We start from the raw sequence: 24,063 nt of genomic DNA on the forward strand, positions 1-24,063 counted from the left end.
CAAAGTTCTTTTCTGCCATGGGCTCGGACAGAAAAAAGCCCCTGTAGTCTCACAACTACAGGGGCTCTTGTCTTGGCGGAACCGGATGTTTTCGACCCTAGTCCTCAGACTTCTTCCAGTAGTCCGCACCCTTGGTCACACGATAGACCGCCCGCTTCACCACGGAAGGCGATACGCCATGTGCATGGGCTAGCTCGCGATACGTCACCCCACCAGCTCGATACAACGCGACCACCTTAGCTTCAACATCGGGTTCCAGGTTCCGACCTCGCCCAGGCTCCCTACCTCGCTCCCGCGCCGCCAACTGGCCGGCCATCGATCGCTCCCGAATCATTGACCGCTCAAGCTGAGCAACAGCACCCAGTATCTGCACGACGAACACGCCCATGCTATTCGTCGTATCCAGAGGCTCAGTAACGCTCTTTATCGTTGCCCCGACGCGCTCCAGCCGACGCAAGATATCGAGCAGATCGAAAAGACTCCGAGCAACCCGGTCGATCTTGTAGACGACCAATACATCACCGCGCTTCAGCGACGACAAACATCGCGCCAACTCCGGCCGACCTCGCTGCGAAGCACCACTAGCCTTTTCGTGAAAAATGACGTCGCACCCTGCCTTATTGAGCGCGTCAAACTGAAGATGTGTTTCTTGTTCGCGCGTCGATACGCGCGCATAGCCTACGAGCATCTGATCCTCCAAATGTAAGACGCCCAAAGGCGTAATGCATTTGGCCCTCCAACAATGCCACCAACGGAGCTGACAGACACCAGCCCCTAACGCAACAGTGTGAGCACGACCTTCAGCAGCACGAAGCACAACACCACAGCAGCAACAAACAGCCAATTGCGCCGCCAGCCTTGAGCATGACGAATTCGCTTGCGCTCACCCTCCCCTAAGCGGAATGATGCCCGCTCAACATACCCCGTCTTCCGCCGCCACCAATCCCGATACCAATCCCTTTGATCACCAGCCACAGCCCCTCCGATACGTGCCCGACCACGGCGGCGACTGTAGCCTAGCTGGAAGCTAATGAAGCAACGGAGGCGCGGCCTCCTTACAAAACCACAACCTATCGTTGAAGTGGTTCGCCCGAAGGGCAATCGTGGTGTCGCCGGGCAGGTGCTCGAAGCACAGACCGATCAAGTCGGCATAGCTGCACTCGACTTCCATGGTGTGGACTTCGCCGACCTGGACACCATTGCTGCGGCTGTAGCGGTTGGACTCGCTGGGCGCGTCCTTGTAGTCCTTGGTGATGTACTTCGAGACGTAGGCGGCCATCTTCGCGAGGGTCCACTTCCGGTGCCATTTGCCGCGCTTCTTCCCACCGACGAAACACAGCCCGTTGTTGTCGCCAACGATGGACCGCCAGATGCGAGTGCCCAACTCGAAAGCCTTGATCTTGGTCCCCTTGAGCTTGACGTGCTGCGGCAGCTTATGCGTGGCGAGGTGGACGTGCATGGAGCCCCGGTCCTGCCGTTCGAAGGCAGCGCAGTAACGGAACTGGCCGCCGAGGGCGCGCTTCATCCGGCGGACCCATTCTTTGAAATGCGCCTTGCACAGTTCGCGGTCCTCTTGGTTGTCGCGGTAGGTCAGCGTCATCAGCTCGTTGAAGCCCTCGGTGATGATCACTCTGCGGCAAGTCGTTTTGGCCCTGCCAGCAGCCGATTTCAGGGCCTTCTCGCGCCTTTCTTCGATCAGCTCGGCATCCTCGACCGGATCGACCGGGCGGATCGGCGTCCAGCCATCCTGTTTGAACCCGAAGTCGTGGACCTCGCGCCACATGACGTAGGGCGCCGCACTGCGCTCCATGACGCCATTGGCCTCCCAGGTGCGGATGACCCACTTGTCGGGGACTACTACCCCTTCGAACCACAGACCGTTAACATACCGCTCCATTGGCATGGTTTCCTCCTAAGACTCTCTGCCGATCCGGACCCGGGACGTTGACGCGTCGCCGGGTCTTTTTTTTGCCTATCGCACTCGACGTGCGATCGACTGATTCACGTGCGCCGGCCTCGTTGATTCATCCGGCCGAGACTCCAACGCCTCCCAGATCAACCGGCGAGCCTCACCGTCAATCGAACGACCGTTTTTCTCGGCAGCAAGCTCGACAGCAGCCCACCACTCGGCAGGCATCGCAACGGACCTACGGACCCACTCACCACGTTTGAAATAGCGCGCCATTGAGGTGTGTTCCAAAGTGTTTTAAGAACAAGTTAGGCCGCGCTGCGCGCGGCCTCGGCTGGCGCTTCGCGCCTATCCTTCGGCCCCCCGCGCGCGGCTGCAATCGCCCCCGCAACACGTTGAAGCCTGAGGCCCGCAGCCGCGGGCGTTTCTCTGGCCGGCCAGAGACAAGGCAGGGGCATGTAAACCACGCAGCACCAGAGAGCAGATGCCTGCGCCACAAGGGCTCCGGCGTTTTGCTTTGCAGTAGCGCGAGCGCTGGCGCAGGGGCCCGTAAGGCGCATGCCGTCACCGAGCCGGCCGTCGTAAGCCCGGATCACCGCTTGGCGTCCCTGAGGCCCACGGGGTCGCGACGACCGGGCGCATCGATGATGACCGCCGAGGGCGCGGGCGCGGCCTCCGTGGCGGGTTTGTCGAACGAGGCAGGGGTAGGCCCTGCCTGCGCCACTTTGACCTCGGCGTAGGGGTCGAATGGCGGGTTGGCGAGCCACTCCCGGCACTCTGCCTCGCTGATGCTGGCGACGGTGCCCTGCTGGGTGTAGCAACGCACGGTCTTGCCCATCACGTAGCCGGCTGCAATGCGAGGCATCACCGTGACCTTGCGCAGCTGATCGAAGGCGGGGGCCGTCTCAGGCCTAGCGCTCATGCGCGGTATCCAGTCGACGCGATCATCGATGAGCTTCGGGCCGCTGTCAGCCGAGCCGCTACCAGTGAGCGCAGCGCCGACCTTCGCGACGCCGGTAGGTGCAGACGCAGGTGTTGTGCCTGGCACGTTGACACCGAGCGCAGCAGCCGCACCCGGCTTAGACATGATGGTGTTCCAGACGCGCCACGACATAACGCCCACACCCACGAGCGCAGCCACCATGACGACCAGCATCCACGGGAACGAGCGCACAGGCTTGACGTGGAGGCTACTTGACTTGTAGTCCTTGAAGATGGCCTTCGGAAGGCGGTAGCGTTTTTTGATCGGGGCGTTTTTCCACGCCGTACGGCAGTTATCAGCGCACTCGGGCCATTCGTACCACCAGCGGCCAAGTACGCCCAGTTCCCTCAGGTGAACATGGCGACCGATGAGGGCGCGGACGTTGCTGTCTACGAGATTCGGACCCTGACTGATGATGTAGAAATCCAAGCCACGATGCCGATGCGTCTCAAGCTTCGCCACCGAGTCGGGAACCTTGTTCCCGGGCCCACGCGGACGCCAAACGTTTTGCACCTCATCAATGATGATCACCGATCCGTCCGGCACGTCGTTATGCCAGTTGTTCGGATCGGTCAGCTCGGTGTGCGGAATCTTCAGCTCGGGAATGCCGAAGACGAACATCTGCCGATCCTTGGACAGCTCGCGCAGCATGGACACGAGAGCCGCAGTCTTGCCGGTGCCGGGCGCACCGCTGATGAACGTGATCATTGCGTGCCCGACTGGATAGCGAAGCGCTTCAGCACGAGCCAAGCAAGGCCCGACATGATGCCGCCGCTGGTGATGGACATGAAGTCGAAAAAGCCCGCCATCGCAAGCAGTTGAGCCACATCCCCGGCAAGGGCCGAGAAAGCAGTTTTGGCGGCCTGCAGGCCCTGCTGCAGGGCGCTATTGGCACCCACGTAGGTGACGGTGCCAACGCCCATCGCGGAGAGCACGCGAGTGACGATAGGCCAACTGATGCGGGCGATCCATGCGGCTATTCCTTCCATGAAAACAACTCCTTCCGGCCCTCCCAGGCCTGCATGACAACGAGCGCCCAGCCGAGGGCGTGAATGAACAGTTCGGCATCGCTCATGCGTCCTTCCTCGCGAAGCCGAAGAACGTGAGCGCAGCGGAGAACCATGCGAGCGCGATCACCATGGGGCGGATACCAGTAGCGAACAAGCACAGGGGTTCGTAGCTGAAGGCAATGGGGCCAAAGCTCAGCGTGGCGTGCTTGTCGGTGGGGCAACTCGCGGACGATGCGCCCCAACCACTGTCGGGCGTGATCGACAGGTTTTTGTTTTCGTTCGGGACGGGCTTTGCTTCGAGCTCATCGGGCTTGAAGACCTGACACGCAAGGATGTCCGGATGCTCCTTGCAGAGGTCAAACTGCTCGGGCTTGTCACCATCGGGCGTGCCGTTGGTGACAGTCTGCGGGCCAGTGATGCCGGTCGGACTGGTGCCGGTCAAATCCTCTGGCCTTGCATCGAGACGGAAAGGGTCCTCTGCCGTGGGCGCAGGCGTGAAGCGAGTAACCGGCTGGCGGTATTGCTGCGGGTTCGTATTCGGAATGGGGACCGGGTTGCCCTGAGGCACACGCAATGGCTGTGCATTCGGCGGGTTAGCAGTGTCCGGCTCAAAGATGAAGGGCGACGTTGGATCGAGCGGATACGGAAACCCTGGCGGCAATGTCTGCGGCAACGGCTTCGGGGCCATTTCCTCTTCGATCTGCTCGGGAGTAACAACCTGGGGCGGCGGCGTCATAACGCAGCCCGCATCGGTCTTGTACCAACCCACCGGGCACGAATCGGCGCGCGTCTTTAACGCCACGTTGTCCGCTCCCAAAAGTGCGTTATCGCTCTTACGATGAACCTCCCCAAGGCACGATGTACCTTGATAGCCCTTCTCGACCCGGATAGCGTTGGGATTGGCGGCGTTGTATTGCGCGGTACGCGCAGGGTTCACGACAGCACACGCTGTAGCAGCACTGACATACCACTGCCCAGGGATATATGTGTCGTTGCTGTACTCCATGCCGGTGCTCTGCGGCGGCGTCGTTCCGCCGCAAGTCCGAACCCACTGCCCGCCCTGCTTCTCGAAACAATACGACGCGAGCCATGCGACAGTCAGCACCAGACCAACACCGGGAATTAAGCCGCGCGCCGCAGCACCAGCAAGCCCGCGAGCAGCGCCACCACCGAGCCGAAACGCACCACCGGCAACAGGACCACCAGGGATACGCGGACCGGGACCGCGCATGATGCCGCCAAGCTGCTCAGCAGCAGAAGGAGGGGTATGCGTCCACGCGCCAGGAACACCACCGAAACCAGGAGGCGGTGACGGAGAGACATAGGCATGCGACGCACTGGCACAAGCCAGCAGCACACCACCGAAAATCAGCGAAAAACGATCCATGCTGCCCCCAAGATTGCGAGGCAGACGAAGACCGCCTCAGGTGTTATGGCCATGTTGGTTCCCCCAGTCGTGAACAGCAGTCGCGATGAACTTCACCGCCCACGTCGCAGCCCACACGAGAACCACCATCCACGAGAGATTCACCGCATCCCCTGCGGTGATGAGCCCGCACGGTTGCGCGGTGTACGAAGCCGTGACGACGACGGGAGAACCGCCACCGACCGGCGCTAGGCTGTACGTGATCGATGCACCGTCTACCGACGACGCATTGACGACGTAGCTCACTTCGCCCTGACGAACGAAGGAGCCGATTTGCGACGACGCGGAAGCAGCTGCGGCAGCTGCCGCCGTGTCGTAGCAGATCGAGCCGACCTGATAGCTCACAGCACCACCCCCGCGCATTGGCATGCCAGGAGAACGGGGGTGACGCTGCTAGCCATCACAGGCCCTTGCGCATGAACTTGAACGCGAACAGCGCGATCACGGCCACGAGGACCAACGTGGCGACCGAGACGCCATCCGACTTCGCATCGCCGAGCGACGTGGTCACTTCGGTAGGCACCGCAGCCCACACGTTGCCCGCTGCGATCAGCGCAGCACCTTGAACAGCCGCCAGCTTGGCGAAAAAGGTCTTCTTCATTTGAAACTCCTGAAACAGCGCGGGATTGCGCCCGAATGCCCACGGCGTCTCTCGACGTTGGCAGGCATTCAGTCGAAATCACTTTCATCACTCCAGCTCGCGCAGGAACTTGCTCACGTCCATGGCAAGCCAGCGCACGACGTAGATGCACACAGCCATCTCCACACATGCCAGGAGCCAGTGAACGGCAGGCGCGGCAGTCACTCGGCACCATCCTTCCAGCGCATCGCAGGCACCTTGCTGTGATCGCGATGGCGGGCGCGGTAGACACGCTGACCACGTTGGGCAGAAGCCTCAACGAGCACGACGACAGCCAGTGCTGTGCACACCAGCATGGTCATCCAGAGCATCACGAAGACCAGCTCCTGGAAGGTCAGCGCGGAGACCATCACGAGGCCTTGGGCGCAGCAGGCACACGGCCCTGCGCGGGCACGAAGCCGGTAAGGATGGAAACGATGTCGCCCTTCTGCTCGCCGAAGTCGGCGACGCGCAGGGAGAACGTCGCGGAGAACAGGCCGACCTTCACCTGATCGCGCAGATCGGGAAGGATTTGATCGCTGCGCAGGGTGCCCACAGTGACCACCTCGTTCTTATCGTTGCGCAGGACGCAACGGGCCGCGAAGTGGTTGTATTTGTTGCCGGTGCGCTTGCTGGTGCGCTCCTCGTTCTCGACTGCGAGAACTTCGATGATCGAACTGAACTGAGACATGTTGTTTCCTCTAAATTGCCGCGTGTCGCGGCGGGCTCTAGCGACGTGCTAGCCGGAAGCCCTCGCACGAGGGCTACGAGCTAGCGAGTCAGAAGAGACGCCTTTGCACCCAGAACTCGCGGCGACGGATCAAGGACCAGCGTTGAGCAGAAGTCACAGCGGCACCCCTTGCTCAAGCCAGTACAAGAACGCCCACGCATCACGCTCACAGGCAGGACAGGCACAGAGCTGGCCCTTGCAGCCATCGAGGCCGCAGAAATGCTCCTCCCGATGCGCAGCCATTTGCAGGACCGCAGTCGCGAACGTATGCGGGGCGCCGCAGTCCTGACACAAGGCGACATAGCGGGGTGTGCCCGCCTGCTGGCCGGAGGCCGAGGGAGCGGCCAAGCTCGGCGCAGCCTCGTTTACCTCTTGCGAGGCACCAGCAGGGGGGCACTCGGGACGCTGCTGCGCCATCTGGGCGAACAGCGAGAAGGAAATCTGTGAAAGCATGGCCGCTCCTAAAATGAGCAATCTGCAACCTATAGCAAACTGCAACACCTAGAGCATATACAACCATGTCGCAACTTGCAACACCCCTTACTGTCGCCGAGCTGATTGAAGCCGCAGCGGTCGTCGCTGGAAGCCAAGTCAAGCTAGCCGCCCTTCTAGACACGACCGCGCCGACGCTGATACAGATGAAACAGGGGAAGCGCCCGTGTAACTGGCGCGTGAGAGGAAAGCTCAGAGCCGTGCTCGGAGAGGACCCTGCGCATGCCTTCATGGCAGCGATGGCAGAAGACCTCGCACTATCCGACAACGCAGACGAGCAACAAGCTGCTGCGAGCTTCCGACTAATGCTGAACGCATTGCCGGAGCATGAAAAAAGCCCCGTCAATCCGAAGATCAACGGGGCCTCATCAACTTGGCGGAACCGGAGGGATTCGAACCCTCGATGAGGCTCTACACCCCATACTCCCTTAGCAGGGGAGCACCTTCGGCCACTCGGTCACAGTTCCTGAAAGAAGCCGAGATTATGCCATCACTTAAGCGCTCGGTTGGTCAAGATCGAACGCTTTATGCAACGCTCGCACGGCCAGTTCCATATATTTTTCATCGATCACGACCGAGGTCTTGATTTCGCTGGTCGAGATCATCTGGATGTTGATGCCCTCTTCGCTCAGCACGCGGAACATCTTGCTCGCCACGCCCACGTGGCTGCGCATGCCGATGCCGACGATGCTGACCTTGCAGATCTTCGTGTCGCCGACGATTTCGGTCGCGCCCAGCGAGGGCATCACCTTCGACTGCAGCAGGTCGATCGTCTTCGCGTACTCGTTGCGATGCACGGTGAAGCTGAAGTCGGTCTTGCCGTCCTTGCTGAGGTTCTGGATGATCACGTCGACTTCGATGTTGGCGTCTGCCACAGCACCGAGGATGTGATACGCGATGCCGGGCTTGTCGGGCACGCCGAGCACCGAGATCTTGGCTTCGTCGCGGTTGAATGCGATGCCGGATACGACGGCTTGTTCCATGTTTTCGTCTTCCTCGAAAGTGATCAGCGTGCCGGACTTGGCCTCTTCATTGATGTCGATGTCCCACGGCGTGAAGCTCGAAAGCACACGCAGCGGCACCTTGTACTTGCCGGCGAATTCCACCGAGCGGATTTGCAGCACCTTGGAGCCCAGGCTCGCCATTTCGAGCATTTCTTCGAAGCTCACGGTCGTCAGGCGGCGCGCATCGGGCTCGACGCGCGGGTCGGTCGTGTAGACGCCGTCGACGTCGGTGTAGATCAGGCATTCGTGCGCCTTCATGGCCGCGGCGATGGCCACGGCCGAGGTGTCGCTGCCGCCGCGGCCCAGCGTGGTGATGTTGCCGTCGTCGTCCACGCCCTGGAAGCCGGTAATGACCACCACCTTGCCGGCGTTCAGGTCGGCCATCACGCGCTCGTCGTCGATGCTTTCGATGCGGGCCTTGGTGTACGAGTTGTCGGTGCGAACCGACACCTGCCAGCCCGCATAGCTCACGGACTCGACGCCCTCGGCCTGCAGCGCAATGGCCAGCAGCGCCGACGACGCCTGCTCGCCGGTCGAGGCCAGCATGTCGAGCTCGCGGTTGTGGGCCACGCCGGGTTTGCTGGGCGCCAGTTCCTTGGCCAGGCCGAGCAGGCGGTTGGTCTCGCCGCTCATGGCACTCGGAACCACGATCATCTGGTGGCCTGCGCGCGCCCACTTGGCGACGCGCTTGGCGACATTCTTGATGCGCTCGGTCGAGCCCATCGACGTACCGCCGTATTTGTGAACGATCAATGCCATGGGTGAAATCAGAGAAAAGGAAAGGGCCGCTTGAAAGGCGGCGCCCTGCAAGCTGTCAGAGCAAAGTCTTTGGCGAGGGCGGGGCATTGTACCAATGCAGGAAATCGCCCTGCCGCTGGGCGAAACCAGCGGCCACCTTGAGGTGGATGCGGTGGCCCCGCGTGGTGCAGGCGCGGACCTGGTCCAGCAGCTGGTCGAGCTGCGCAGCGCTGGGGGCGCAGCCATGCGATTGCATCAGCCAGTGGCGCAGCACGTTGGCCTGGCGGGCACGCGACAGCGTCTGCAGCGTCGCAATGCGCGGCGGGTCGCCCACGGCGTCCAGGTCTTGCGCCGCCAGTTCGCTCAGTAGCAGCTGCGCCTGCGCGGCGTGGCCGGCGCTTCGCGCAAAGGTGGCGCGAAACTGCGGAAATGCCTGCTCCAGCGCGGGCAGCAGCGCGGAGCGGATTTTGTTGCGGGTGTAGCGCGCGTCGCCGTTGGTCGGGTCTTCGATCCACGGCAGATCGCGGCCGGCCAGCCATTCACGGATATCGGCGCCGGCAACCGCAAGCAGCGGCCGGTAGATGTCGAGCCCGTGGCGTTGCGCATGCGCCGGCATGGCCGCCAGCCCCGGCAGCCCCGCGCCGCGAGACAGCGCCAGCAGCAGGGTTTCGACCTGGTCGTCGGCATGGTGCCCCAGCGCTATGGATTTGATAGCCGCCCTCGCCCCATTAGCGCGCGCCATCTCGGCAAACGCCCCATAGCGAGCACGGCGGGCCGCGTCTTCAGGACTATCGCCCGGCGCATGCCGGGCATCGACGCGATGAACAACCAGCGGCACGGCCATGCGCTCGCACACCACACGGCAATGCTGCTCGAAGCCGTCGGCCGCAGCCTGCAGCCCGTGATGCACATGAAAGGCAAGCACCTGCCCCGGCCAGCGCGCCGCGCAGGCGGCCAGCAAGGCGGTTGAATCGGCACCGCCGCTGAACCCCACCGCCAGCGGCCAATGCGCCGGCTCGAACGCGGCAACGGCGCGTTCGAAAGCGGAGTTCATGACAGCGCCTGCGCGTTATCTGCCGGTGTCGGCCTTGGTGTCGTTGAAGCGGCCGTAGCTCTGCAGGCGCTCGTAGCGGCGCTCCAGCAGTTCCTTCGGCTTCAGGTCGCTGACCTGGCGGAAGGCATCATTGAGCGCGCGCTTGAGAAACGCAGCCATCTGACGATGGTCGCGATGCGCGCCGCCAACGGGCTCGTTCACGATCTTGTCGACCAAACCCAGCGCCTTGAGGCGGTGCGCGGTAATGCCCAGCGCATCGGCAGCTTCCTGCGCCTTTTCGCTGGTCTTCCACAGGATGGAAGCGCAGCCTTCGGGGCTGATCACCGAGTAGATCGAGTACTGCAGCATCAGCAGCTGGTCGCCGACCGAGATGGCCAGCGCGCCGCCGGAGCCACCTTCGCCGATGATGGTGACGATGATCGGCACTTCGAGCTGCGCCATCTCGAAGATGTTGCGGCCGATGGCTTCCGACTGGCCACGCTCTTCAGCGTCGATGCCGGGGTACGCGCCGGGGGTGTCCACGAAGGTGAACACCGGCAGCTTGAATTTCTCGGCCGTCTTCATCAGGCGCAAGGCCTTGCGGTAGCCCTCGGGCTTGCTCATGCCGAAGTTGCGCGCGGTGCGCTCCTTCGTGTCGCGGCCCTTCTGGTGGCCGAGCACCATGCAGGGCACGCCGTTGAAGCGCGCGAGGCCGCCCACGATCGACAGGTCGTCCGAGAAATGCCGGTCGCCGTGCAGTTCGACGAAATCGGTGAAGATTTCGTTGACGTAGTCGAGCGTGTAGGGGCGCTCCGGATGCCGTGCGATCTTGGTGATCTGCCAGGGCGTCAGGTCGCTGTAAATGTCCTTGGTGAGCTGCTGGCTTTTCTTGCCGAGCTGATCGATTTCTTCAGAGATGTCGACCGCGGATTCAGTCTGCACATAGCGCAATTCTTCGATCTTTGTTTCGAGTTCAGCAATGGGCTGCTCGAAGTCGAGGAAGGTTCGTTTCGCCAACGTCTTCTCCTGTTGTTCAGTACGCGACTGGAACCGGGTCCAGCGATCGCCAAATATACCAAGTCGCCACGCTGCAATATGGTGCCCAGGCCACGGCGACGTCGCGGGCATCGCTTCGGCTGACCGGATCGCCCGAAAAATAATTGACGCTGATGCCGTTGAGCAGCCCCAGGTCGTCTACAGGCAGCACGTTCGGACGCATCAGGTGAAAGATGAGGAACATCTCGGCCGTCCAGCGGCCGATGCCGCGAATGGCCACGAGTTCTTCGATGATGAGCTCGTCCGACATGTCCTTCCACGCATCGACGTGGACCATGCCCGAATCGAAATGCAGGGCCAGGTCGACCAGGTACTCGATCTTGCGCGCCGACAGCCCTGCCCCGCGCATGTCGTCGACCTTGAGCTTGAGCACGTTGGCCGGCGTCAGCTTGCGCGGCAGCGCGGCAAACTTGTCCCAGACCGACTGCGCGGCCTTCACCGAGATCTGCTGGCCCACGACGCTGCGAGCGAGCGTGGTGAACGCATCACCGCGCGATTCGAGACACGCGTCGCCGAACTTCGGAATCAGCCGCTTCATGACGCGGTCTTTCCGCGAGAGGTGCTTGCATGCCTCTTCCCAATAGTCCGGCGTGTAGATCTGAACGCTGGTCTTCTTGCTGGCGGGCATGGGGTTCGTCGTTCCGTTCACTGCGCAGCCGCCCAGGTCGTGCCCGTGGGCGAATCCTTGAGCACGATGCCCTGCTCGAGGAGTTCCTGGCGAATGCGATCGGCTTCGGCGAAGTTCTTCGCGGCCTTGGCGGCGGCGCGCTCCGCGATACGGGCCTGGATGGCCGCGTCGTCCAGCGTGCTGCCGGCCTGCAGGAAGGCCCGCGGGTCGCCCTGCAGCAGACCCAGCGAGCCGGCCAGCGCCTTCAGCAAGCCGGCGATCTCGGCGGACTTGGTGCGGTTGACCTCGCCAGCCAGCTCGAACAGCACGGCGATGGCTTCGGGCGTGCCGAAGTCCTCGTCCATGGCGGCCTTGAAGCGCGCCGCATGGGGATCGGCCCAGTCGATGGCCACGTCGGCCGGGGCCACCAGGTCGAGCGCGGTGTACAGGCGCTTGAGCGAATTGCGCGCGTCGTCGAGGTGCGCGTCGCTGTAGTTGAGCGCGCTGCGGTAATGCGTGCGCACCAGGAAGAAGCGCAGGCTCTCGGCGTCGTACTTCTGCAGCACTTCGCGGATGGTGAAGAAGTTGCCCAGGCTCTTGGACATCTTCTCGTTGTCCACGCGCACGAAGCCGTTGTGCACCCAGAAGCGCGACAGCGGCTTGCCGTTGGCGCCTTCGCTCTGGGCGATTTCGTTCTCGTGGTGCGGGAACTGGAGGTCCGCCCCGCCGCCGTGGATGTCGAAGGTCTCGCCCAGGGTGGCGCAGCTCATGGCCGAGCACTCGATGTGCCAGCCCGGCCGGCCTGTGCCGTAGGCACTTTCCCACTTGGCGTCGGCGGGTTCGGTCGGCTTTGCGGCCTTCCAGAGCACGAAGTCGAGCGGATCCTGCTTGCCGTCGAGCACGGCAACGCGCTCGCCCGCATGCAGCTCGTCGAGCGACTTGCCCGACAGTTTGCCGTAGCCCGGGAACTTGCGCACCGCGTAGTTGACGTCGCCGTTGTCCGAGCGGTAGGCCAGACCTTTTTGCTCCAGCTTCTCGATGATGCCGAGCATCTGCGGCACGTATTCGGTGGCGCGCGGCTCGATGGTGGGTGGCTCGATGCCGAGCGCGCCGATGTCCTCGTGCATGGCCGCGATCACCTCGTCGGTCAGCTGGCGGATGGTGATGCCGCGCTGCACGGAGCGGGCGATGATCTTGTCGTCGATGTCGGTGATGTTGCGCACGTAGGTCACGGCGTAGTCGCTGGCGCGCAGCCAGCGCTGCACCACATCGAACGCCATCATCATGCGGGCGTGGCCGATGTGGCAGAAATCGTAGACCGTCATGCCGCAAACGTACATGCGCACCTGTCCCGGTTGCAATGGGGAGAATTCCTCCAATTCACGCGACAGCGTGTTGTAGATGCGCAGACTCATGAGATTCGGAAAGCGTCGCTTCGCGCACGTACGGCACGGGCGAACGACGGTGTTTTTCAGGGGTGACGGGGACTGTGGTCGCGAGGGGTTGGACATGGCCCCTCGGCTACAATGAAACCAAGTATAAACGGCTGCCACCGCGCAGCGTTCGGGTGTTCCCCAAGCCCGCAAGCCTGCATCTCCCCCCATTTCCGCCGAGGCTTCATGAAGCACGCCGCATTCTCCAGACTCTCCATTGCCTTCGCACTGCTGTTCAGCCTGTGGGGCTCCGCCGTGCACGCCAACGAATACGACGACGTGAACGCGCTGCTGCGCCAGGGCAAGTCGAACGAAGCGCTCGCCAAGGCCGACACCTACATCGCCGGCAAGCCGCGCGACCCGCAGATGCGCTTCCTGCGCGGCGTGATCCTCACCGAGCAGAACAAGCAGGCCGAGGCCATCACCGCCTTCACGCAGCTCACGCAAGATTTCCCCGAGCTCTCCGAGCCCTACAACAACCTGGCCGCGCTGTACGCTTCGCAAAGCAAGTTCGACCAGGCGCGCAACGCCCTCGAGCAAGCCCTCAAGCTCAACCCGAACTACGCCACGGCGCACGAGAACCTCGGCGACGTGTACGCCCGCCTCGCGGCACAGGAATACGTGCGCGCGCAGCAGTTCGCCAGCACCAACGCCAGCGTCGCGCCCAAGCTCGCGCTGATCCGCCAGATCTTCAGCTCAAAGGCCGAAGCCGAAGCGGCCGCCCTGCCCGCGCCGCCGGTGGTCATCCGCAAGCCGGTCGGCCGCACCAGCAAGTAATCGCCGCCTGCATGGGCGCCGCCAAGGTGCCAGCCGCGCAGCCCCGTCCCTTCATCCGCACATGGAGCCCCGTTTGACGACTCACACCCTCTCCCGTTTCAGCCGCCGCAGCGCCCTCGTTCTGGCCGCCGCACTCACGTTCGCCGCCACGGGCTATGCACAAACGGCCGCGGCACCGCGCGTCAAGCTCGCCACCTCGGCCGGCGACATCGTGGTCGAGCTCGATGCAGCCAAGGCGCCCAAGTCGGTCGAGAACTTCCTGCAGTACGTCAAGGACAAGCACTACGACGGCACGGTGTTCCACCGCGTGATCGACGGCTTCATGATCCAGGGCGGCGGCTTCACGGCCGACCTGCAGCAAAAGCCCACGCGCGCGCCCATTCCTCTGGAAGCGAGCAACGGCCTGAAGAACGACAAGTACACGATCGCCATGGCCCGCACCGGCAATCCGAATTCCGCGACCTCGCAGTTCTTCATCAACGTGAAGAACAACGACTCGCTCAACGCGCCCAACCCCGACGGCTACGGCTACACCGTGTTCGGCAAGGTCGTTGCCGGCGCCGACGTGGTCGACAAGATCCGCGCGGTGGCCACCGGCAACAAGGGCGGCATGCAGAACGTGCCGCTCGAAGCCGTCACCATCAAGTCCGCCACGCTGCTGGCGAAGTAATCCCTTTCCCCCTTTCTCAAGCAGGAGCCCTCATGAGCAACCCCCAAGTCGAACTGCATATCAAGAACTACGGCGTGATCACGCTCGAACTCGACGCCGCCAAGGCGCCGAAGTCGGTCGAGAACTTCGTCTCGTACGTGAAGAAGGGTCACTACGACAACACGGTGTTCCACCGCGTGATCCCCGGCTTCATGGTGCAAGGCGGCGGTTTCGAGCCTGGCATGAAGCAAAAGCCCACCGACGCCGAAATCCAGAACGAAGCCAACAACGGCCTGAAGAACGACAACTACACCGTGGCGATGGCCCGCACCAGCGCGCCCCACTCGGCCACCGCGCAGTTCTTCATCAACGTGTCCGACAACGGCTTCCTGAACCACACCGCACCTTCGGCCCAGGGCTGGGGCTATGCCGTGTTCGGCAAGGTCATCAACGGCACCGACGTGGTCGACAAGATCAAGGCCGTGAAGACGGGCCGCAAGGGTTTCCATGACGACGTGCCGCTCGAAGACGTGGTGATCGAAAAGGCCGTTGTCACCGCTGAATGACGAACAGGCGCGACGCGGCATGACGACTGTGGCGAACCCGGCTTTTACCGAGCTGGTGGCGCCGCCCGCGTGGCGCACCGTCGACCTGATTTCCGACCTGCACCTGCAGGCCGGCGAGCCCGCCACCTTCGAAGCCTGGCAGGGCTATCTGCAGACCACGCCTGCCGACGCGCTGATCATCCTCGGCGATTTGTTCGAGGTGTGGGTCGGCGACGATTCGGCCACCCTCCCCGGCTTCGAGGCGCAGTGTGCCGACTTGCTGCGCCGCACCGCGCAGCGGTTGCCGGTGTTCTTCATGCACGGCAACCGTGACTTCCTCGTCGGCCCGGCGTTTGCGACGCAGTGCGGCCTCACGCTGCTCGACGACCCGACGGTGCTCGTGCTGCACGGTCAGCGCTGGCTGCTGAGCCACGGCGACATCCTCTGCCTGGAAGACACCGAGTACCTCAAGTTCCGCGCGCAGGTTCGCACGCCCGAGTGGCAGGCCGCGTTCCTCGCAAGGCCGCTGGAAGAGCGCCGTGCGCTCGCGCGCTCCATGCGCGTGCAGAGCGAAGACCGCAAGCGCAATCCGTCGACCGTCTGGGCCGATGTCGACACCGCCGCCGCACGCGAGTGGCTGCAACAGGCAAACGCCAGCACGCTGGTGCACGGCCACACGCATCGCCCCGCCGATCACGACATGGGCAACGGCCTGCGCCGCGTCGTGCTGAGCGACTGGGATGCCGCCGCGCATCCGCCGCGCGCGCAGCTGCTGTGCCTCTCCACTGCCGGCGCGCAGCGCGTCGATCTGCGCTAGCCGCGCCGCCGCCAGCAATGTTCAAGTGGCTGCGCCGCCTGCGCGCCCTGCCCCCGATTCCTGAAGCCGCCTGGCAGGCCGCACTCAGGCGCTACGCCTTCCTGGGCGCACTGCCGGACGCCGACCGGCAACGCCTTCGCACGCTGACGGCCGAGTTCCTGCGCGACAAGGAATTCCACGGCGCCAAGGGCTTCACCATCACCAACGAAGTGGCGCTGGCCATCGCGGCCCAGGCCGTGCTGCCGGTACTGCACCTCAAGGGCGGACTGAACTGGTACGACGATTTCGTCGGCATCGTCGTGCACCGCTCCGAGGTGGTGGCGCGACGCAAGGTGGTCGACGAGGCCCAGGTGGTGCACGAGTACGGCGAAGTCGTGGCTGGCGAAGCGATGGAGCGTGGCCCCGTCATGCTGAGCTGGGACGACGTGCTGGCGAGCAGCGTCACCAGCGAGCGCGGCTACAACGTCGTGATCCACGAGTTCGCCCACAAGATCGACATGCGCAGCGGCGACGCCAACGGCTGCCCGCCGCTGCCGCCCGGCTTTGCGGGCCAGCGCAACGCGCGCGCGGCCCGCAAAGCCTGGCTCGCCGTGCTGCAGTCCGCCTACGACGACTTCCGCGAGCAGACCATCAAGGCGGAGCGCTTCGGCACCGAGCCGCCGTGGCTCGACGCCTATGGCGCCACGTCGATCAGCGAATTCTTCGCGGTAGCCTGTGAGGCCTACTTCGTGAGCCGTCCCAACTTCGCTCGCGACTTCCCCGGCGTGCTCGCGCTCTTCGATGAATTCTTTCTGCCCAGAAGGCCCTGACACCTGAACAGGGGGCAGTCGATTTGCAGCAACTGCCCCAAAGAAAAAGGCGCCCCGCAGGGCGCCTTTTTCATGGCCATCGATATCTGGCCGGAGGCTTTGGAGGTTGGCTCTTACTTGCGCAGCAATGCCTTCAGCGCATTCTGCAGACGGCGCGCACTGGAAGCATCGTGCGCCGCGGCCAGCACCTTGCCGGCATCCTGGCCCCAGGTCTGGGCCGGGGCCGGATCGCCACGCTTCGTCAGCAGCTTGAGTTGCAGTGCACGGCGCGCGTCGAGTTGCTCGGCAGGTGTCGGCACTTCGGCGGCCATTTCGAGACGCAGCAGCGCTTCGGCGGCATCGTTAGCGGCGGCCGTCGGCGCAGAGCCGATGGCCTGCGACCATCCAGTGCGCACCGCGGGCGTGACCGCGCGGCCCAGTTCCTGGATGCTCGGCAAGCGGCTGGCGTCGCGCTGTTCCCATGCGCCCAGCACCTGCGTCAGGGCTTCGCCATGCGCTTGTGCTGCGAGCTTGCGCAGCGCCATGTCGGCGCGTTCGAGCGCTTCGCGCTGCGCACGGAAGGCTGCGTCGCCCAGGCGCGGGCCGCGATCTTCGAAGCGCGGCGGACGATCGCCGAAGCGGCCGGCTGGTGCACCGCGATCTCCACGCGCGTCGCCACGGGGCGCCCCACGGTCGCCGCGATCACCAGGGCGACCCGAGCCACCGGCACCGGAACGTCCACCATCGCGACGGTCACCGAAACGGCCACCGGCACCGCGGGCTGCAGGCGCTGCTTCGGCTTTCTTGCTGCTCGGGCGGTCGTCGCCACGCATGGCCACGACTGGCTTCGGTGCGGGCTTCGGCGCCGCGGCTGGCGCTTCCGCAGCGTCGGCTTCGCCGGCGTCATGCGCCTCGCCATCGGTGCGTGCCGAAGCATCGGCGCCGTCGGCGGGCGCCACGAGATCGGCCGAAGCGGCGGGCGCTGCATCGGCGGTCGTGCCGGGCGAGGCTTCCGCATCGCTCGGGCTCGGTGCCTGCTCGGCGCTTTCGCCGAATTCGGCAGCCGCCTGCCCCGGGGCCACGACCTCGGTCGCGCCGACCGATGGGCCGTCGGTCGCGACAGCGGCTTGCTCGGCCTTCGGCGCGGGCGGCGGCGCTTCACCGCGCAGCGCGCCTTCCAGGCGGGCAATGGCGGCGCGGATCTTCTGCACGTCGCCGCCGGCATTGGCTGCGTCGAGCGCCTTGGACGCTTCGAGCACATAGCGGTCGTGCTCGCTCATCGCGGCCGACGCCTTTTCGCGCTCTGCCGTCTTGCGATTGAAGGCTTCGTCGATAGGCGCGCGGAACGCGTCCCACAGCTTCTGTTCGTGGCGGCGGTCAAGCGGCACGCTCTGCGCCTCGGCCTGCCAGCGCTGCTGCAACGCCTTGACGGCGTCGATGCGCAGCATCGGCTGGGCGCCGAGTTCAGCCGCCTCGGCGATCATGGCCTGGCGGCGTTCGACGCTGGCCTTCTGCGCCGTCTCGAACGGAGCGCGAGCCGCGCCGAAGGCTTCGTTCCACAGCGGCTGCAGCTCTGCGAACACCTTTTCGCCCACGTGACCGGCATCGCGCCAGCGGTCGGCGAACTGGTGCAGCGCGCGGTTGTGCGCCTTCAGGTCGGTGGCGCCGGCATGCTCGGCGGCCCAGGCCTTGACTTCCTCGATCAGCGCGACGCGGAGCGCGCGATGCTCGGCCGCATCGGCGCGAACCTTTTCGAGCCAGGCCTCGACCACCTTGTGGGCTTCGTTGCAGGCTTCGTCGAAGCGCTTCCAGAGCGCGTGGTTCGGCACGCCGCCTTGGTCGGCCTGCTTCCACTGGTCGCGCAGGGCGCGCAGCGTTTCCTGCATCTTGCGGCCGCCAAGGGCCTGGCCTTCGGGGCGCTTGAGCAGGCCTTCGGCCTTGGCGACGAGGTCTTCGCGCACCTTGTCGGCGCTCCAGCGCTGCCAGCCTTCGAGTTCGCCGGCTGCCACCAGCGCGGCATGCACGCGGGCTTCGAGCGGCGCTTCGACCAGCTTGCCGTGCTCCTTGAGCACGGCGCGCAGCGCGGCAGCCGCGCCGGCGCTGGCCTTGCCATGGCCTTCGGCGGTTTCCTGTTCGAGCTTGGCGAGCGCGGCCTGCACGGCGTCTTGCGCGGCGGCGCGCACGGCCGGATCGACCTTGGGTGCGGCGGGGCGAGCAGGCGCGGCGGGCTTAGGTGCCACGACCTCACCGCGCGCGGCGCGCAGTTCGTCGGCCCACACGGGCACGGGCGGCAGCGGCGCAGCAGCATCGGCGGCAGCAGCAAGGGCCTGGGCCAATGCGCTGTGGAACGCATCGGACACCACCAGCAGTTGCGACTTGGACGATTCGAGCTGCGGCGCGAACTTGGCGTCGAGGCTGGTCCAGTTGGCGTCGGTCGTGATTTCGGCCGCCTGCTGCTGCCAGTGGGTCACGTCGGCGCGCAGCGATTCTTCGGCGGCCTGGGCGTCCTGCCAGCCCTTGGTGGACAGCACTTCGAAGCGCTGCGCCAGCAGCACGGCGGCTTCACGGTGCACCTGGGCGCGGTGCTGCAGGTCTTCGATGCCCTTGACGCGTTCGGCCAGCTTGAGCTTCAGGCCGGCCAGCGGCTCGCGCGACAGCGGCGCGCCGGCCTTGGCGGCGTCGCGCTGCCAGGCCAGTGCATCGGCGATGTTGAGCTTGGACTGCCCCAGCAGGGCCTCGGCCTTTTGCGCCCATTCGGCGGCAATTGCCTCCTGCCCCTTGGCGCGCTTGAGTTCGTCGAGCTTTTCGCGCAGCAGGCGCGCGGCGCCCTTGTCACGACCGCTCAGCTCCTTGAAGACCTCCTGCATCTGCTCGGCAGTGGGAGTGCCCGCGAGCCAGTCGCGGATGCGCGCGGCGCGCTCGCCGGAAGTCGGCGCGGTGAAGGCGCCGCCGGTGAGCGTGTCGAGGGCCTGAAGGTCGTGTGGCTTGGAAGAAGTAGAGGTCACTGCGCGAAATCGTTGTCTTGGTAGAGAAAGCGAAGGCGCCGGCAAAGGCCGGCGCACATCGACATTTTCACCCACTTGCGGCTAGCCATTGAATTCCGTCCAGAAACGGTGGCGTACGCGGGGTTGTGGGCGTGGAGGTTAACGGACTACATATATAGCAAGCTGGAGAAAAAAACCAAGTCCGCGGACCGGATCCTGATCGGGTCGTCGCATCTCACTTCATGGTCAGGCTGAGCTCGGCGCCCGGTTTCCAGTCGCTGCCGCTGGCACTTGTGCGCACGGCTCCCAGAAAGAGGCGCTCGCTCGGCAGCTTCTTCGCGAGCAGGTAGTCGCGCACGGCCGCGCCGCGCTCGACCGCAAGCTGGCGCATCGACTCCTCGTCGACCGGCACGCTGGCGAACAGCAGTTTTTCCATGTCCGGCACCGGCAGGTCTTTGGCCAGGCCGACGAGGTTGCGCGGCTTGGTGATGTCTGCGCGCTTGTACACGGCGGTCAGCAGCTCCGGGTATTCGGCGTCGGTGACGGGTGGCACGTCGGTGCCGGTCTGGCCGCCGCGCACCGCAACGCGGCGCTTCTCGGCGTAGGCGAGCTGGCGCACGCGCTGGCGCTGGTAGGCGTCGCGCTCCTTCTCGAGGCTGGAAGTGCCGATCACCGTCATCTGCAGCGTGGTCCGGTCGGTCAGCGCCTTCGCGACCTTGTCCAGGCCTTCTTTCGCGGCGGTGCTCAGCTCGGAACTGCCGGGCTCGAAGGTGATGGCACTCGATTCACCGCTGCCGCCGCCCAAGCCGCCGGTAAGCAGGCTGAACGGTGCCGTCACGGCCTTGACGATCAGGTTGACCACGGCCTTCCAGATCAGCGGGCCGACGCTGAACTGTGGATCGTTGAGCGAGCCGCTGAGCGGCAGGTCGACGTCGATCACGCCGTTGCGGTCGGCCAGCAGGGCCACGGCCAGCTTCACCGGGAGGCTGGCAGGCGCGCCCGCAACTTCGTCGCCGAATTGCAGCTGATTGAGCACCAGCTTGTTGGTGGCCGTCAGCTGGCCATCGGGGGCGACCTTGTAGTTGACGTCCATGCTCATCTTGCCGCGCTCGATGCCGTGGCCGGCGTAGCGCACCGAGTACGGCGACAGCGGGGCCAGGTCGAGGTCGCGCATCTTGGCGGTGATGTCGAGTTCGAGCGGTTTGGCCAGCGGGTTGAGCTTGCCGGTGATTTCCAGCGCGGCTGTCTGCTGCGCCTTGCCGCGCAGTTCGAGGTCGGCCAGCGCGGGCCGGCCGCTCTCGCCCTTCGGCGGGTTCGACGAGAACGAGCTGAGCTTGCCGGTCAGCTCGCTGAGGTCGGCCGAGTAGTTGGGCTTGACGAACAGGTCGGTGAAGTCGATCTTGCCGTTGACCAGGCTCATCGGGCCGAAGTTGATGACGGGCGCGGGGCCGCTGTCCGCCTGCGCGCTAGCGACTGGCGCGGCGGCTGCCGCCGGCTTGGCCGGCTCGGGCGCTCCCCCGACCATGTTTTCGGCCGACACCGGTGCGCCGCCCGAAGGCCTCGCCGGCACGGCTCGTGTCGTGGTGGTCGTGCCGCCCGGGCCCTTGCGGGTGGAGGCTTCGCCAGCTGCCGCAGCAACGGCGTTGGCTTGCGCCTCGCCCTTCTTGGTCAGGTTCAGCAGGTTGAGCCGGCCGGTGGGGTCGATGATCACGCGGGCAAAGAAGTCGGTCAGCGTGGTCTCGCGCACGTCCACGTTCGGCGGCGCGTTGGGCGCCATGCTGACCTGCAGGCCGCGCAGGCTCAGGGTCTTCCAGCTCAGCAGCTGGTTGGTGTTGCGGTCGAAGCCGGGCGACTGGGTGAGCGAGACGCTGTTGGCGCGGAAGTCGTCGAGTGCGGTGTCGCCCGACAGCTTGATGCTCATGCCCGCCGGCAACGTCGCATAGCGCACCGTGCCGCGATAGCTCGCGAAGGCGCGGCGGATGTCGACGTTGAGCGCATCCGCGTAGTAGGCCTTGAAGGTATGGGCAGGGAACGACACCACCTCCAGCCGGCCCTCGGCCGCGAGCGGCTTGAGCACGACATTGCCCTTGTAGTCGAAGCGCCCTGGGTCGGAGCGCCCTGAACCGATGCGGCCGGAAACTTCGAGCGGCGACGTCGTATTGGTGTCGGGCGCGATCTTCTGGGCGTGGAGCTTGAAGGCAGTGACTTCCACGGTCACCGGGTTCGCGCCGGCCTTGTCCGCATAGGAGAGCGCGCCGTTGTCGACCGCCAGCGTGCCGATGGTCAGCGCCCAGGGCCTGGTGTTGGCGCCGGGCTGCGGCATTTCGGCGGCCGCAGGCTTGGGGGCAGCGACCTTCGCTTCGGCTTCCTTGGTGCCGCCGCCGGCCGGCGTCTTGAGCCAGCGCTCGAACATCCAGCGTTTCTCGCTGTCGCGCTCCACGCGCACCTTGGGGTTGGTCGCAGTGAACGAGGCCACATTCAATGTGTGCTTCGTCATGTCGACCTCGGCGTCGACAAGTTCGAAGCGGCCGACGCTGGCCAGCGCGGTCTTGGCCTGCGTCAGCGCGAGCCCGTCGGCGGCGAGGCGGCGCGCCTTGAACTTGAGATCGGGCTGGGCCCAGGCGATGTCGATCTGCCCGCTGAGCTTGCCGTCCAGCGTGGGCTCCAGGCTCTGCGCCAGATAAGGTGCGGCCAGTGACAGCGGCAGCGCGTCGACCTCGGTCTGCACGTCGGCCACCTTGTCTGTAGCGCTGCCCTTGAACTTGAGCGAGGCGCCGGCAATGGCCGTGCTGCCATTGAACTCTGCCGGCTTTTCCATCGGCCAGGTGACGCCGGTGACGTCGATGCCGAGGTCGGTCAGGTCGACGGCGGCAGCGGGATTGACGGTTTCGTCTCGCCAGCCGATGCGCCCGCCGTTCAGGGCCACCTTGTCGACCTGCACCTTCAGAACGGGCTTTGGTGCCGGCTTGCCGGCCGGTGCGCTCGCTGCCGCGGCGGGTGGTGACGCGACCTTCTCGGTCGCGCCGGTGGCCGGGTCGGTGGCCAGCAGATTGAGCTTTCCGGCCGCGTCGCGCGCCACCGCCAGTTGCGGCTTGACCAGCGCGACTTCGCTCAGATGGAACACCGACTCCAACGGGCGCACGTCGGCCAATGCCAGCTTGAGCGAATCGAAGGCCAGCAGGTCGCGGCCACGCGCATCAGCCACCTTGGTGGCGTGCGCCTCGACCGTGCCGGTGATCTTCAGGCCGGTGGTCGCGGCTTGCTCGAAGCCGATCTTCAGGTCGGCATCGAGGCTGCCCGCCTGGAGTTTCACCGGCAGGCCGCCCGGGATGTAGCCAAGGTACGGCACGAGGTCCAGCCCCTTGAACTGCACGTGGGCGTCGGTCTTGCGGTTGTCGGAGAAGGGTGTGGTGAAAGCCGCCGAGTCGAATTTGCTGCCGTTGAGCGCGAAGGCGAGCTTGGGCTCGGTGTTGATGTCGCGCTTGGAATCGAGGTTGCTCAGGAAGGGCACCTTGAGCACGAAGTCGCGCAGCTCGTGCTTGCGCTTGACGGTCTGGTCGTCGAAGTCGACGGAACCACCATTGATTGCGATGTTGTAGATGGCAAAGCGCGCCGGCTTGGCGTTCGGGTCGGGCGGCGGGCCGGCCGAGAGCTTGGCAAGGATGTCGTCGATGTCGTATTTGCCGTCGGCCTGGTGCGTGAGCAGGATTGCAGGCCCGTCGACCGTGACCGCGTCGATCACTGGTGCGAGCCGGAAGATCGACTGCAGTTCGGCGTCGGCGTAGATGCGGCTGACGGCCACCTGCGACTTGCTGCCATCCGCGGTGGCAATGCGCAGGTCGTTCAGCGTGAGTTCGAGTGTCCAGGGCTTGAAATCGATCTTGCCGACTGTTACCTGCCGCCCCAGCTTCTCGCTTGCGATCTTCTGAAGCTGGCTCTTGGCAATCGGCGGCACCGCCAGCCAGGCAATGACCCAGAAGGCCAACAGAACCAGCACCGCGACGATCCCACGTCGCACCCATTTGTTTTGTTTGATCGAAGCTACGTCCATCGCCAGAGTGTGCCGCAAACAAGCGGCAACGCGAGGTACGCAAAAAGGACGCAAGCCCACCTCCGGAAGAAATGCAAGAAACACCGAGGAACCGGCTTTGCCGGGCCTCAGGCGTTGCCCCCGGCAGGGGGTAGGAGAAGCGACACGAAGTGCGCGCAGCCTGGGGGCGAGCCAAAAGAAAGCCCGGTGATTCGACGGAGTGTCTAGTCACCGGGCTTGATGGCGGGCACAAAACCCATGCCATCGATTCGCGCGACCGGAAGTCAATGGTTCCTGCCGTGCTGGCAGCAAGAGATTGCCACCGTGGATCCTCGGACGCTGAACCCTTGACTTGCACCTCGGGCTGCCGGACCTCGGAAAAACACCTGAAAAGCTCAGGCCCGTCCAGATTAGGCGTCGCACCCTCGGATTGC

The 24,063-nt window shown here is 64.8% G+C and carries 23 protein-coding genes and 1 tRNA gene; 6 read left to right on the forward strand and 18 right to left on the reverse strand.

All coding sequences use genetic code 11. The features are described 5' to 3' along the window. Positions 1–97: 97 nt before the first annotated feature. The 10 genes from ACTG4X_RS20305 to ACTG4X_RS20350 form a co-directional block, all read right to left on the reverse strand. Positions 98–688 (reverse strand): recombinase family protein, encoded by a 591-nt coding sequence (locus ACTG4X_RS20305; RefSeq protein WP_440531736.1) that lies wholly within the window; start codon positions 686–688, stop codon positions 98–100. Between the two features lie 339 nt (positions 689–1,027). Next, complete coding sequence (locus ACTG4X_RS20310) at positions 1,028–1,903, reverse strand: rolling circle replication-associated protein (protein ID WP_440531737.1); 876 nt, start codon at positions 1,901–1,903, stop codon at positions 1,028–1,030. Positions 1,904–2,501: 598 nt separating this feature from the next. Beyond that, positions 2,502–3,599: a zonular occludens toxin domain-containing protein gene (locus ACTG4X_RS20315; RefSeq protein ID WP_440531738.1), complete on the reverse strand. Its 1,098-nt coding sequence runs from the start codon at positions 3,597–3,599 to the stop codon at positions 2,502–2,504. Next, on the reverse strand, positions 3,596–3,880 hold the full coding sequence (locus tag ACTG4X_RS20320) for a DUF2523 domain-containing protein (protein ID WP_440531739.1): 285 nt from the start codon (positions 3,878–3,880) through the stop codon (positions 3,596–3,598). Before ACTG4X_RS20320 ends, ACTG4X_RS20315 begins: the two co-directional genes overlap by 4 nt. A gap of 82 nt (positions 3,881–3,962) precedes the next feature. Beyond that, positions 3,963–5,288 carry a virulence factor TspB C-terminal domain-related protein gene (locus ACTG4X_RS20325; protein ID WP_440531740.1) on the reverse strand — a complete coding sequence of 442 codons (1,326 nt, stop codon included), beginning with the start codon at positions 5,286–5,288 and terminating at the stop codon, positions 3,963–3,965. 36 nt (positions 5,289–5,324) lie between these two features. Further along, positions 5,325–5,672 carry a hypothetical protein gene (locus tag ACTG4X_RS20330; RefSeq protein ID WP_440531741.1) on the reverse strand — a complete coding sequence of 116 codons (348 nt, stop codon included), beginning with the start codon at positions 5,670–5,672 and terminating at the stop codon, positions 5,325–5,327. Positions 5,673–5,727: 55 nt separating this feature from the next. Continuing rightward, positions 5,728–5,928: a major capsid protein gene (locus ACTG4X_RS20335; protein ID WP_440531742.1), complete on the reverse strand. Its 201-nt coding sequence runs from the start codon at positions 5,926–5,928 to the stop codon at positions 5,728–5,730. A 200-nt stretch (positions 5,929–6,128) separates the two neighbouring features. Continuing rightward, positions 6,129–6,317, reverse strand: coding sequence for a hypothetical protein (locus ACTG4X_RS20340; protein WP_440531743.1), 189 nt, complete (start codon positions 6,315–6,317; stop codon positions 6,129–6,131). After that, positions 6,317–6,637 carry a hypothetical protein gene (locus ACTG4X_RS20345; protein ID WP_440531744.1) on the reverse strand — a complete coding sequence of 107 codons (321 nt, stop codon included), beginning with the start codon at positions 6,635–6,637 and terminating at the stop codon, positions 6,317–6,319. The genes ACTG4X_RS20340 and ACTG4X_RS20345 overlap by 1 nt, the downstream gene beginning before the upstream one ends. 153 nt (positions 6,638–6,790) lie before the next feature. Then, positions 6,791–7,129 (reverse strand): hypothetical protein, encoded by a 339-nt coding sequence (locus tag ACTG4X_RS20350; RefSeq protein WP_440531745.1) that lies wholly within the window; start codon positions 7,127–7,129, stop codon positions 6,791–6,793. Between the two features lie 65 nt (positions 7,130–7,194). On the opposite strand from ACTG4X_RS20350, the gene ACTG4X_RS20355 reads away from it, so the two are divergent. Further along, positions 7,195–7,575 carry a hypothetical protein gene (locus tag ACTG4X_RS20355; RefSeq protein WP_440531746.1) on the forward strand — a complete coding sequence of 127 codons (381 nt, stop codon included), beginning with the start codon at positions 7,195–7,197 and terminating at the stop codon, positions 7,573–7,575. On the opposite strand, the gene ACTG4X_RS20360 is transcribed toward ACTG4X_RS20355, so the two are convergent. From ACTG4X_RS20360 to cysS, 6 genes are all read right to left on the reverse strand, one after another. Further along, a tRNA-Ser gene (locus ACTG4X_RS20360) sits at positions 7,543–7,635 on the reverse strand. The genes ACTG4X_RS20355 and ACTG4X_RS20360 overlap by 33 nt on opposite strands. Positions 7,636–7,662: 27 nt before the next feature. Next, the gene (locus ACTG4X_RS20365) at positions 7,663–8,931 is read right to left on the reverse strand and encodes an aspartate kinase (RefSeq protein WP_093056409.1); all 1,269 of its coding nucleotides are present in this window, start codon (positions 8,929–8,931) and stop codon (positions 7,663–7,665) included. 55 nt (positions 8,932–8,986) lie between these two features. Continuing rightward, complete coding sequence (tilS, locus tag ACTG4X_RS20370) at positions 8,987–9,964, reverse strand: tRNA lysidine(34) synthetase TilS (RefSeq protein WP_440531747.1); 978 nt, start codon at positions 9,962–9,964, stop codon at positions 8,987–8,989. A gap of 15 nt (positions 9,965–9,979) precedes the next feature. Further along, positions 9,980–10,960: an acetyl-CoA carboxylase carboxyltransferase subunit alpha gene (locus ACTG4X_RS20375; RefSeq protein WP_093056407.1), complete on the reverse strand. Its 981-nt coding sequence runs from the start codon at positions 10,958–10,960 to the stop codon at positions 9,980–9,982. A 16-nt stretch (positions 10,961–10,976) separates the two neighbouring features. Then, positions 10,977–11,627 (reverse strand): DNA-3-methyladenine glycosylase family protein, encoded by a 651-nt coding sequence (locus tag ACTG4X_RS20380; protein ID WP_093056579.1) that lies wholly within the window; start codon positions 11,625–11,627, stop codon positions 10,977–10,979. A 17-nt stretch (positions 11,628–11,644) separates the two neighbouring features. Next, positions 11,645–13,021: a cysteine--tRNA ligase gene (cysS, locus tag ACTG4X_RS20385; protein WP_440531748.1), complete on the reverse strand. Its 1,377-nt coding sequence runs from the start codon at positions 13,019–13,021 to the stop codon at positions 11,645–11,647. Positions 13,022–13,225: 204 nt separating this feature from the next. Here cysS and ACTG4X_RS20390 point away from each other — a divergent pair, with 204 nt between their 5' ends. The 5 genes from ACTG4X_RS20390 (at position 13,226) to ACTG4X_RS20410 (ending at position 16,636) form a co-directional block, all read left to right on the forward strand. Next, positions 13,226–13,816: a tetratricopeptide repeat protein gene (locus ACTG4X_RS20390; RefSeq protein WP_093056405.1), complete on the forward strand. Its 591-nt coding sequence runs from the start codon at positions 13,226–13,228 to the stop codon at positions 13,814–13,816. 61 nt (positions 13,817–13,877) lie between these two features. Then, a complete protein-coding gene (locus ACTG4X_RS20395; protein ID WP_440531749.1) occupies positions 13,878–14,486 on the forward strand; it encodes a peptidylprolyl isomerase in 609 nt (202 codons plus the stop codon). Positions 14,487–14,518: 32 nt separating this feature from the next. Continuing rightward, positions 14,519–15,031: a peptidylprolyl isomerase gene (locus ACTG4X_RS20400; protein ID WP_093056403.1), complete on the forward strand. Its 513-nt coding sequence runs from the start codon at positions 14,519–14,521 to the stop codon at positions 15,029–15,031. A gap of 19 nt (positions 15,032–15,050) precedes the next feature. Continuing rightward, positions 15,051–15,827 (forward strand): UDP-2,3-diacylglucosamine diphosphatase, encoded by a 777-nt coding sequence (locus ACTG4X_RS20405; protein ID WP_426388940.1) that lies wholly within the window; start codon positions 15,051–15,053, stop codon positions 15,825–15,827. Positions 15,828–15,844: 17 nt separating this feature from the next. Continuing rightward, positions 15,845–16,636: a zinc-dependent peptidase gene (locus ACTG4X_RS20410; protein WP_093056401.1), complete on the forward strand. Its 792-nt coding sequence runs from the start codon at positions 15,845–15,847 to the stop codon at positions 16,634–16,636. A 113-nt stretch (positions 16,637–16,749) separates the two neighbouring features. On the opposite strand, the gene ACTG4X_RS20415 is transcribed toward ACTG4X_RS20410, so the two are convergent. Both ACTG4X_RS20415 and ACTG4X_RS20420 read right to left on the reverse strand, forming a co-directional pair. Beyond that, entirely contained in the window at positions 16,750–19,620 is a 2,871-nt protein-coding gene (locus ACTG4X_RS20415; protein ID WP_440531750.1) for a DUF349 domain-containing protein, read from the reverse strand. A 214-nt stretch (positions 19,621–19,834) separates the two neighbouring features. Next, the gene (locus ACTG4X_RS20420) at positions 19,835–23,650 is read right to left on the reverse strand and encodes a DUF748 domain-containing protein (RefSeq protein ID WP_440531751.1); all 3,816 of its coding nucleotides are present in this window, start codon (positions 23,648–23,650) and stop codon (positions 19,835–19,837) included. Between the last annotated feature and the right edge of the window lie 413 nt (positions 23,651–24,063).

Source organism: Variovorax sp. YR566 (genome assembly GCF_051992195.1).
GTDB lineage: Bacteria > Pseudomonadota > Gammaproteobacteria > Burkholderiales > Burkholderiaceae_C > Variovorax.

What these genes read in the sequence shown, in the direction of transcription:
- ACTG4X_RS20305 (WP_440531736.1), bottom strand. Translation starts at nt 688, where the DNA reads ATGCTCGTAGGCTATGCGCGCGTATCGACGCGCGAACAAGAAACACAT.
- ACTG4X_RS20310 (WP_440531737.1), bottom strand. Translation starts at nt 1,903, where the DNA reads ATGCCAATGGAGCGGTATGTTAACGGTCTGTGGTTCGAAGGGGTAGTA.
- ACTG4X_RS20315 (WP_440531738.1), bottom strand. Translation starts at nt 3,599, where the DNA reads ATGATCACGTTCATCAGCGGTGCGCCCGGCACCGGCAAGACTGCGGCT.
- ACTG4X_RS20320 (WP_440531739.1), bottom strand. Translation starts at nt 3,880, where the DNA reads ATGGAAGGAATAGCCGCATGGATCGCCCGCATCAGTTGGCCTATCGTC.
- ACTG4X_RS20325 (WP_440531740.1), bottom strand. Translation starts at nt 5,288, where the DNA reads ATGGATCGTTTTTCGCTGATTTTCGGTGGTGTGCTGCTGGCTTGTGCC.
- ACTG4X_RS20335 (WP_440531742.1), bottom strand. Translation starts at nt 5,928, where the DNA reads ATGAAGAAGACCTTTTTCGCCAAGCTGGCGGCTGTTCAAGGTGCTGCG.
- ACTG4X_RS20340 (WP_440531743.1), bottom strand. Translation starts at nt 6,317, where the DNA reads ATGGTCTCCGCGCTGACCTTCCAGGAGCTGGTCTTCGTGATGCTCTGG.
- ACTG4X_RS20345 (WP_440531744.1), bottom strand. Translation starts at nt 6,637, where the DNA reads ATGTCTCAGTTCAGTTCGATCATCGAAGTTCTCGCAGTCGAGAACGAG.
- ACTG4X_RS20350 (WP_440531745.1), bottom strand. Translation starts at nt 7,129, where the DNA reads ATGCTTTCACAGATTTCCTTCTCGCTGTTCGCCCAGATGGCGCAGCAG.
- ACTG4X_RS20355 (WP_440531746.1), top strand. Translation starts at nt 7,195, where the DNA reads ATGTCGCAACTTGCAACACCCCTTACTGTCGCCGAGCTGATTGAAGCC.
- ACTG4X_RS20365 (WP_093056409.1), bottom strand. Translation starts at nt 8,931, where the DNA reads ATGGCATTGATCGTTCACAAATACGGCGGTACGTCGATGGGCTCGACC.
- tilS (WP_440531747.1), bottom strand. Translation starts at nt 9,964, where the DNA reads ATGAACTCCGCTTTCGAACGCGCCGTTGCCGCGTTCGAGCCGGCGCAT.
- ACTG4X_RS20380 (WP_093056579.1), bottom strand. Translation starts at nt 11,627, where the DNA reads ATGCCCGCCAGCAAGAAGACCAGCGTTCAGATCTACACGCCGGACTAT.
- cysS (WP_440531748.1), bottom strand. Translation starts at nt 13,021, where the DNA reads ATGAGTCTGCGCATCTACAACACGCTGTCGCGTGAATTGGAGGAATTC.
- ACTG4X_RS20390 (WP_093056405.1), top strand. Translation starts at nt 13,226, where the DNA reads ATGAAGCACGCCGCATTCTCCAGACTCTCCATTGCCTTCGCACTGCTG.
- ACTG4X_RS20395 (WP_440531749.1), top strand. Translation starts at nt 13,878, where the DNA reads ATGGAGCCCCGTTTGACGACTCACACCCTCTCCCGTTTCAGCCGCCGC.
- ACTG4X_RS20400 (WP_093056403.1), top strand. Translation starts at nt 14,519, where the DNA reads ATGAGCAACCCCCAAGTCGAACTGCATATCAAGAACTACGGCGTGATC.
- ACTG4X_RS20405 (WP_426388940.1), top strand. Translation starts at nt 15,051, where the DNA reads ATGACGACTGTGGCGAACCCGGCTTTTACCGAGCTGGTGGCGCCGCCC.
- ACTG4X_RS20410 (WP_093056401.1), top strand. Translation starts at nt 15,845, where the DNA reads ATGTTCAAGTGGCTGCGCCGCCTGCGCGCCCTGCCCCCGATTCCTGAA.
- ACTG4X_RS20420 (WP_440531751.1), bottom strand. Translation starts at nt 23,650, where the DNA reads ATGGACGTAGCTTCGATCAAACAAAACAAATGGGTGCGACGTGGGATC.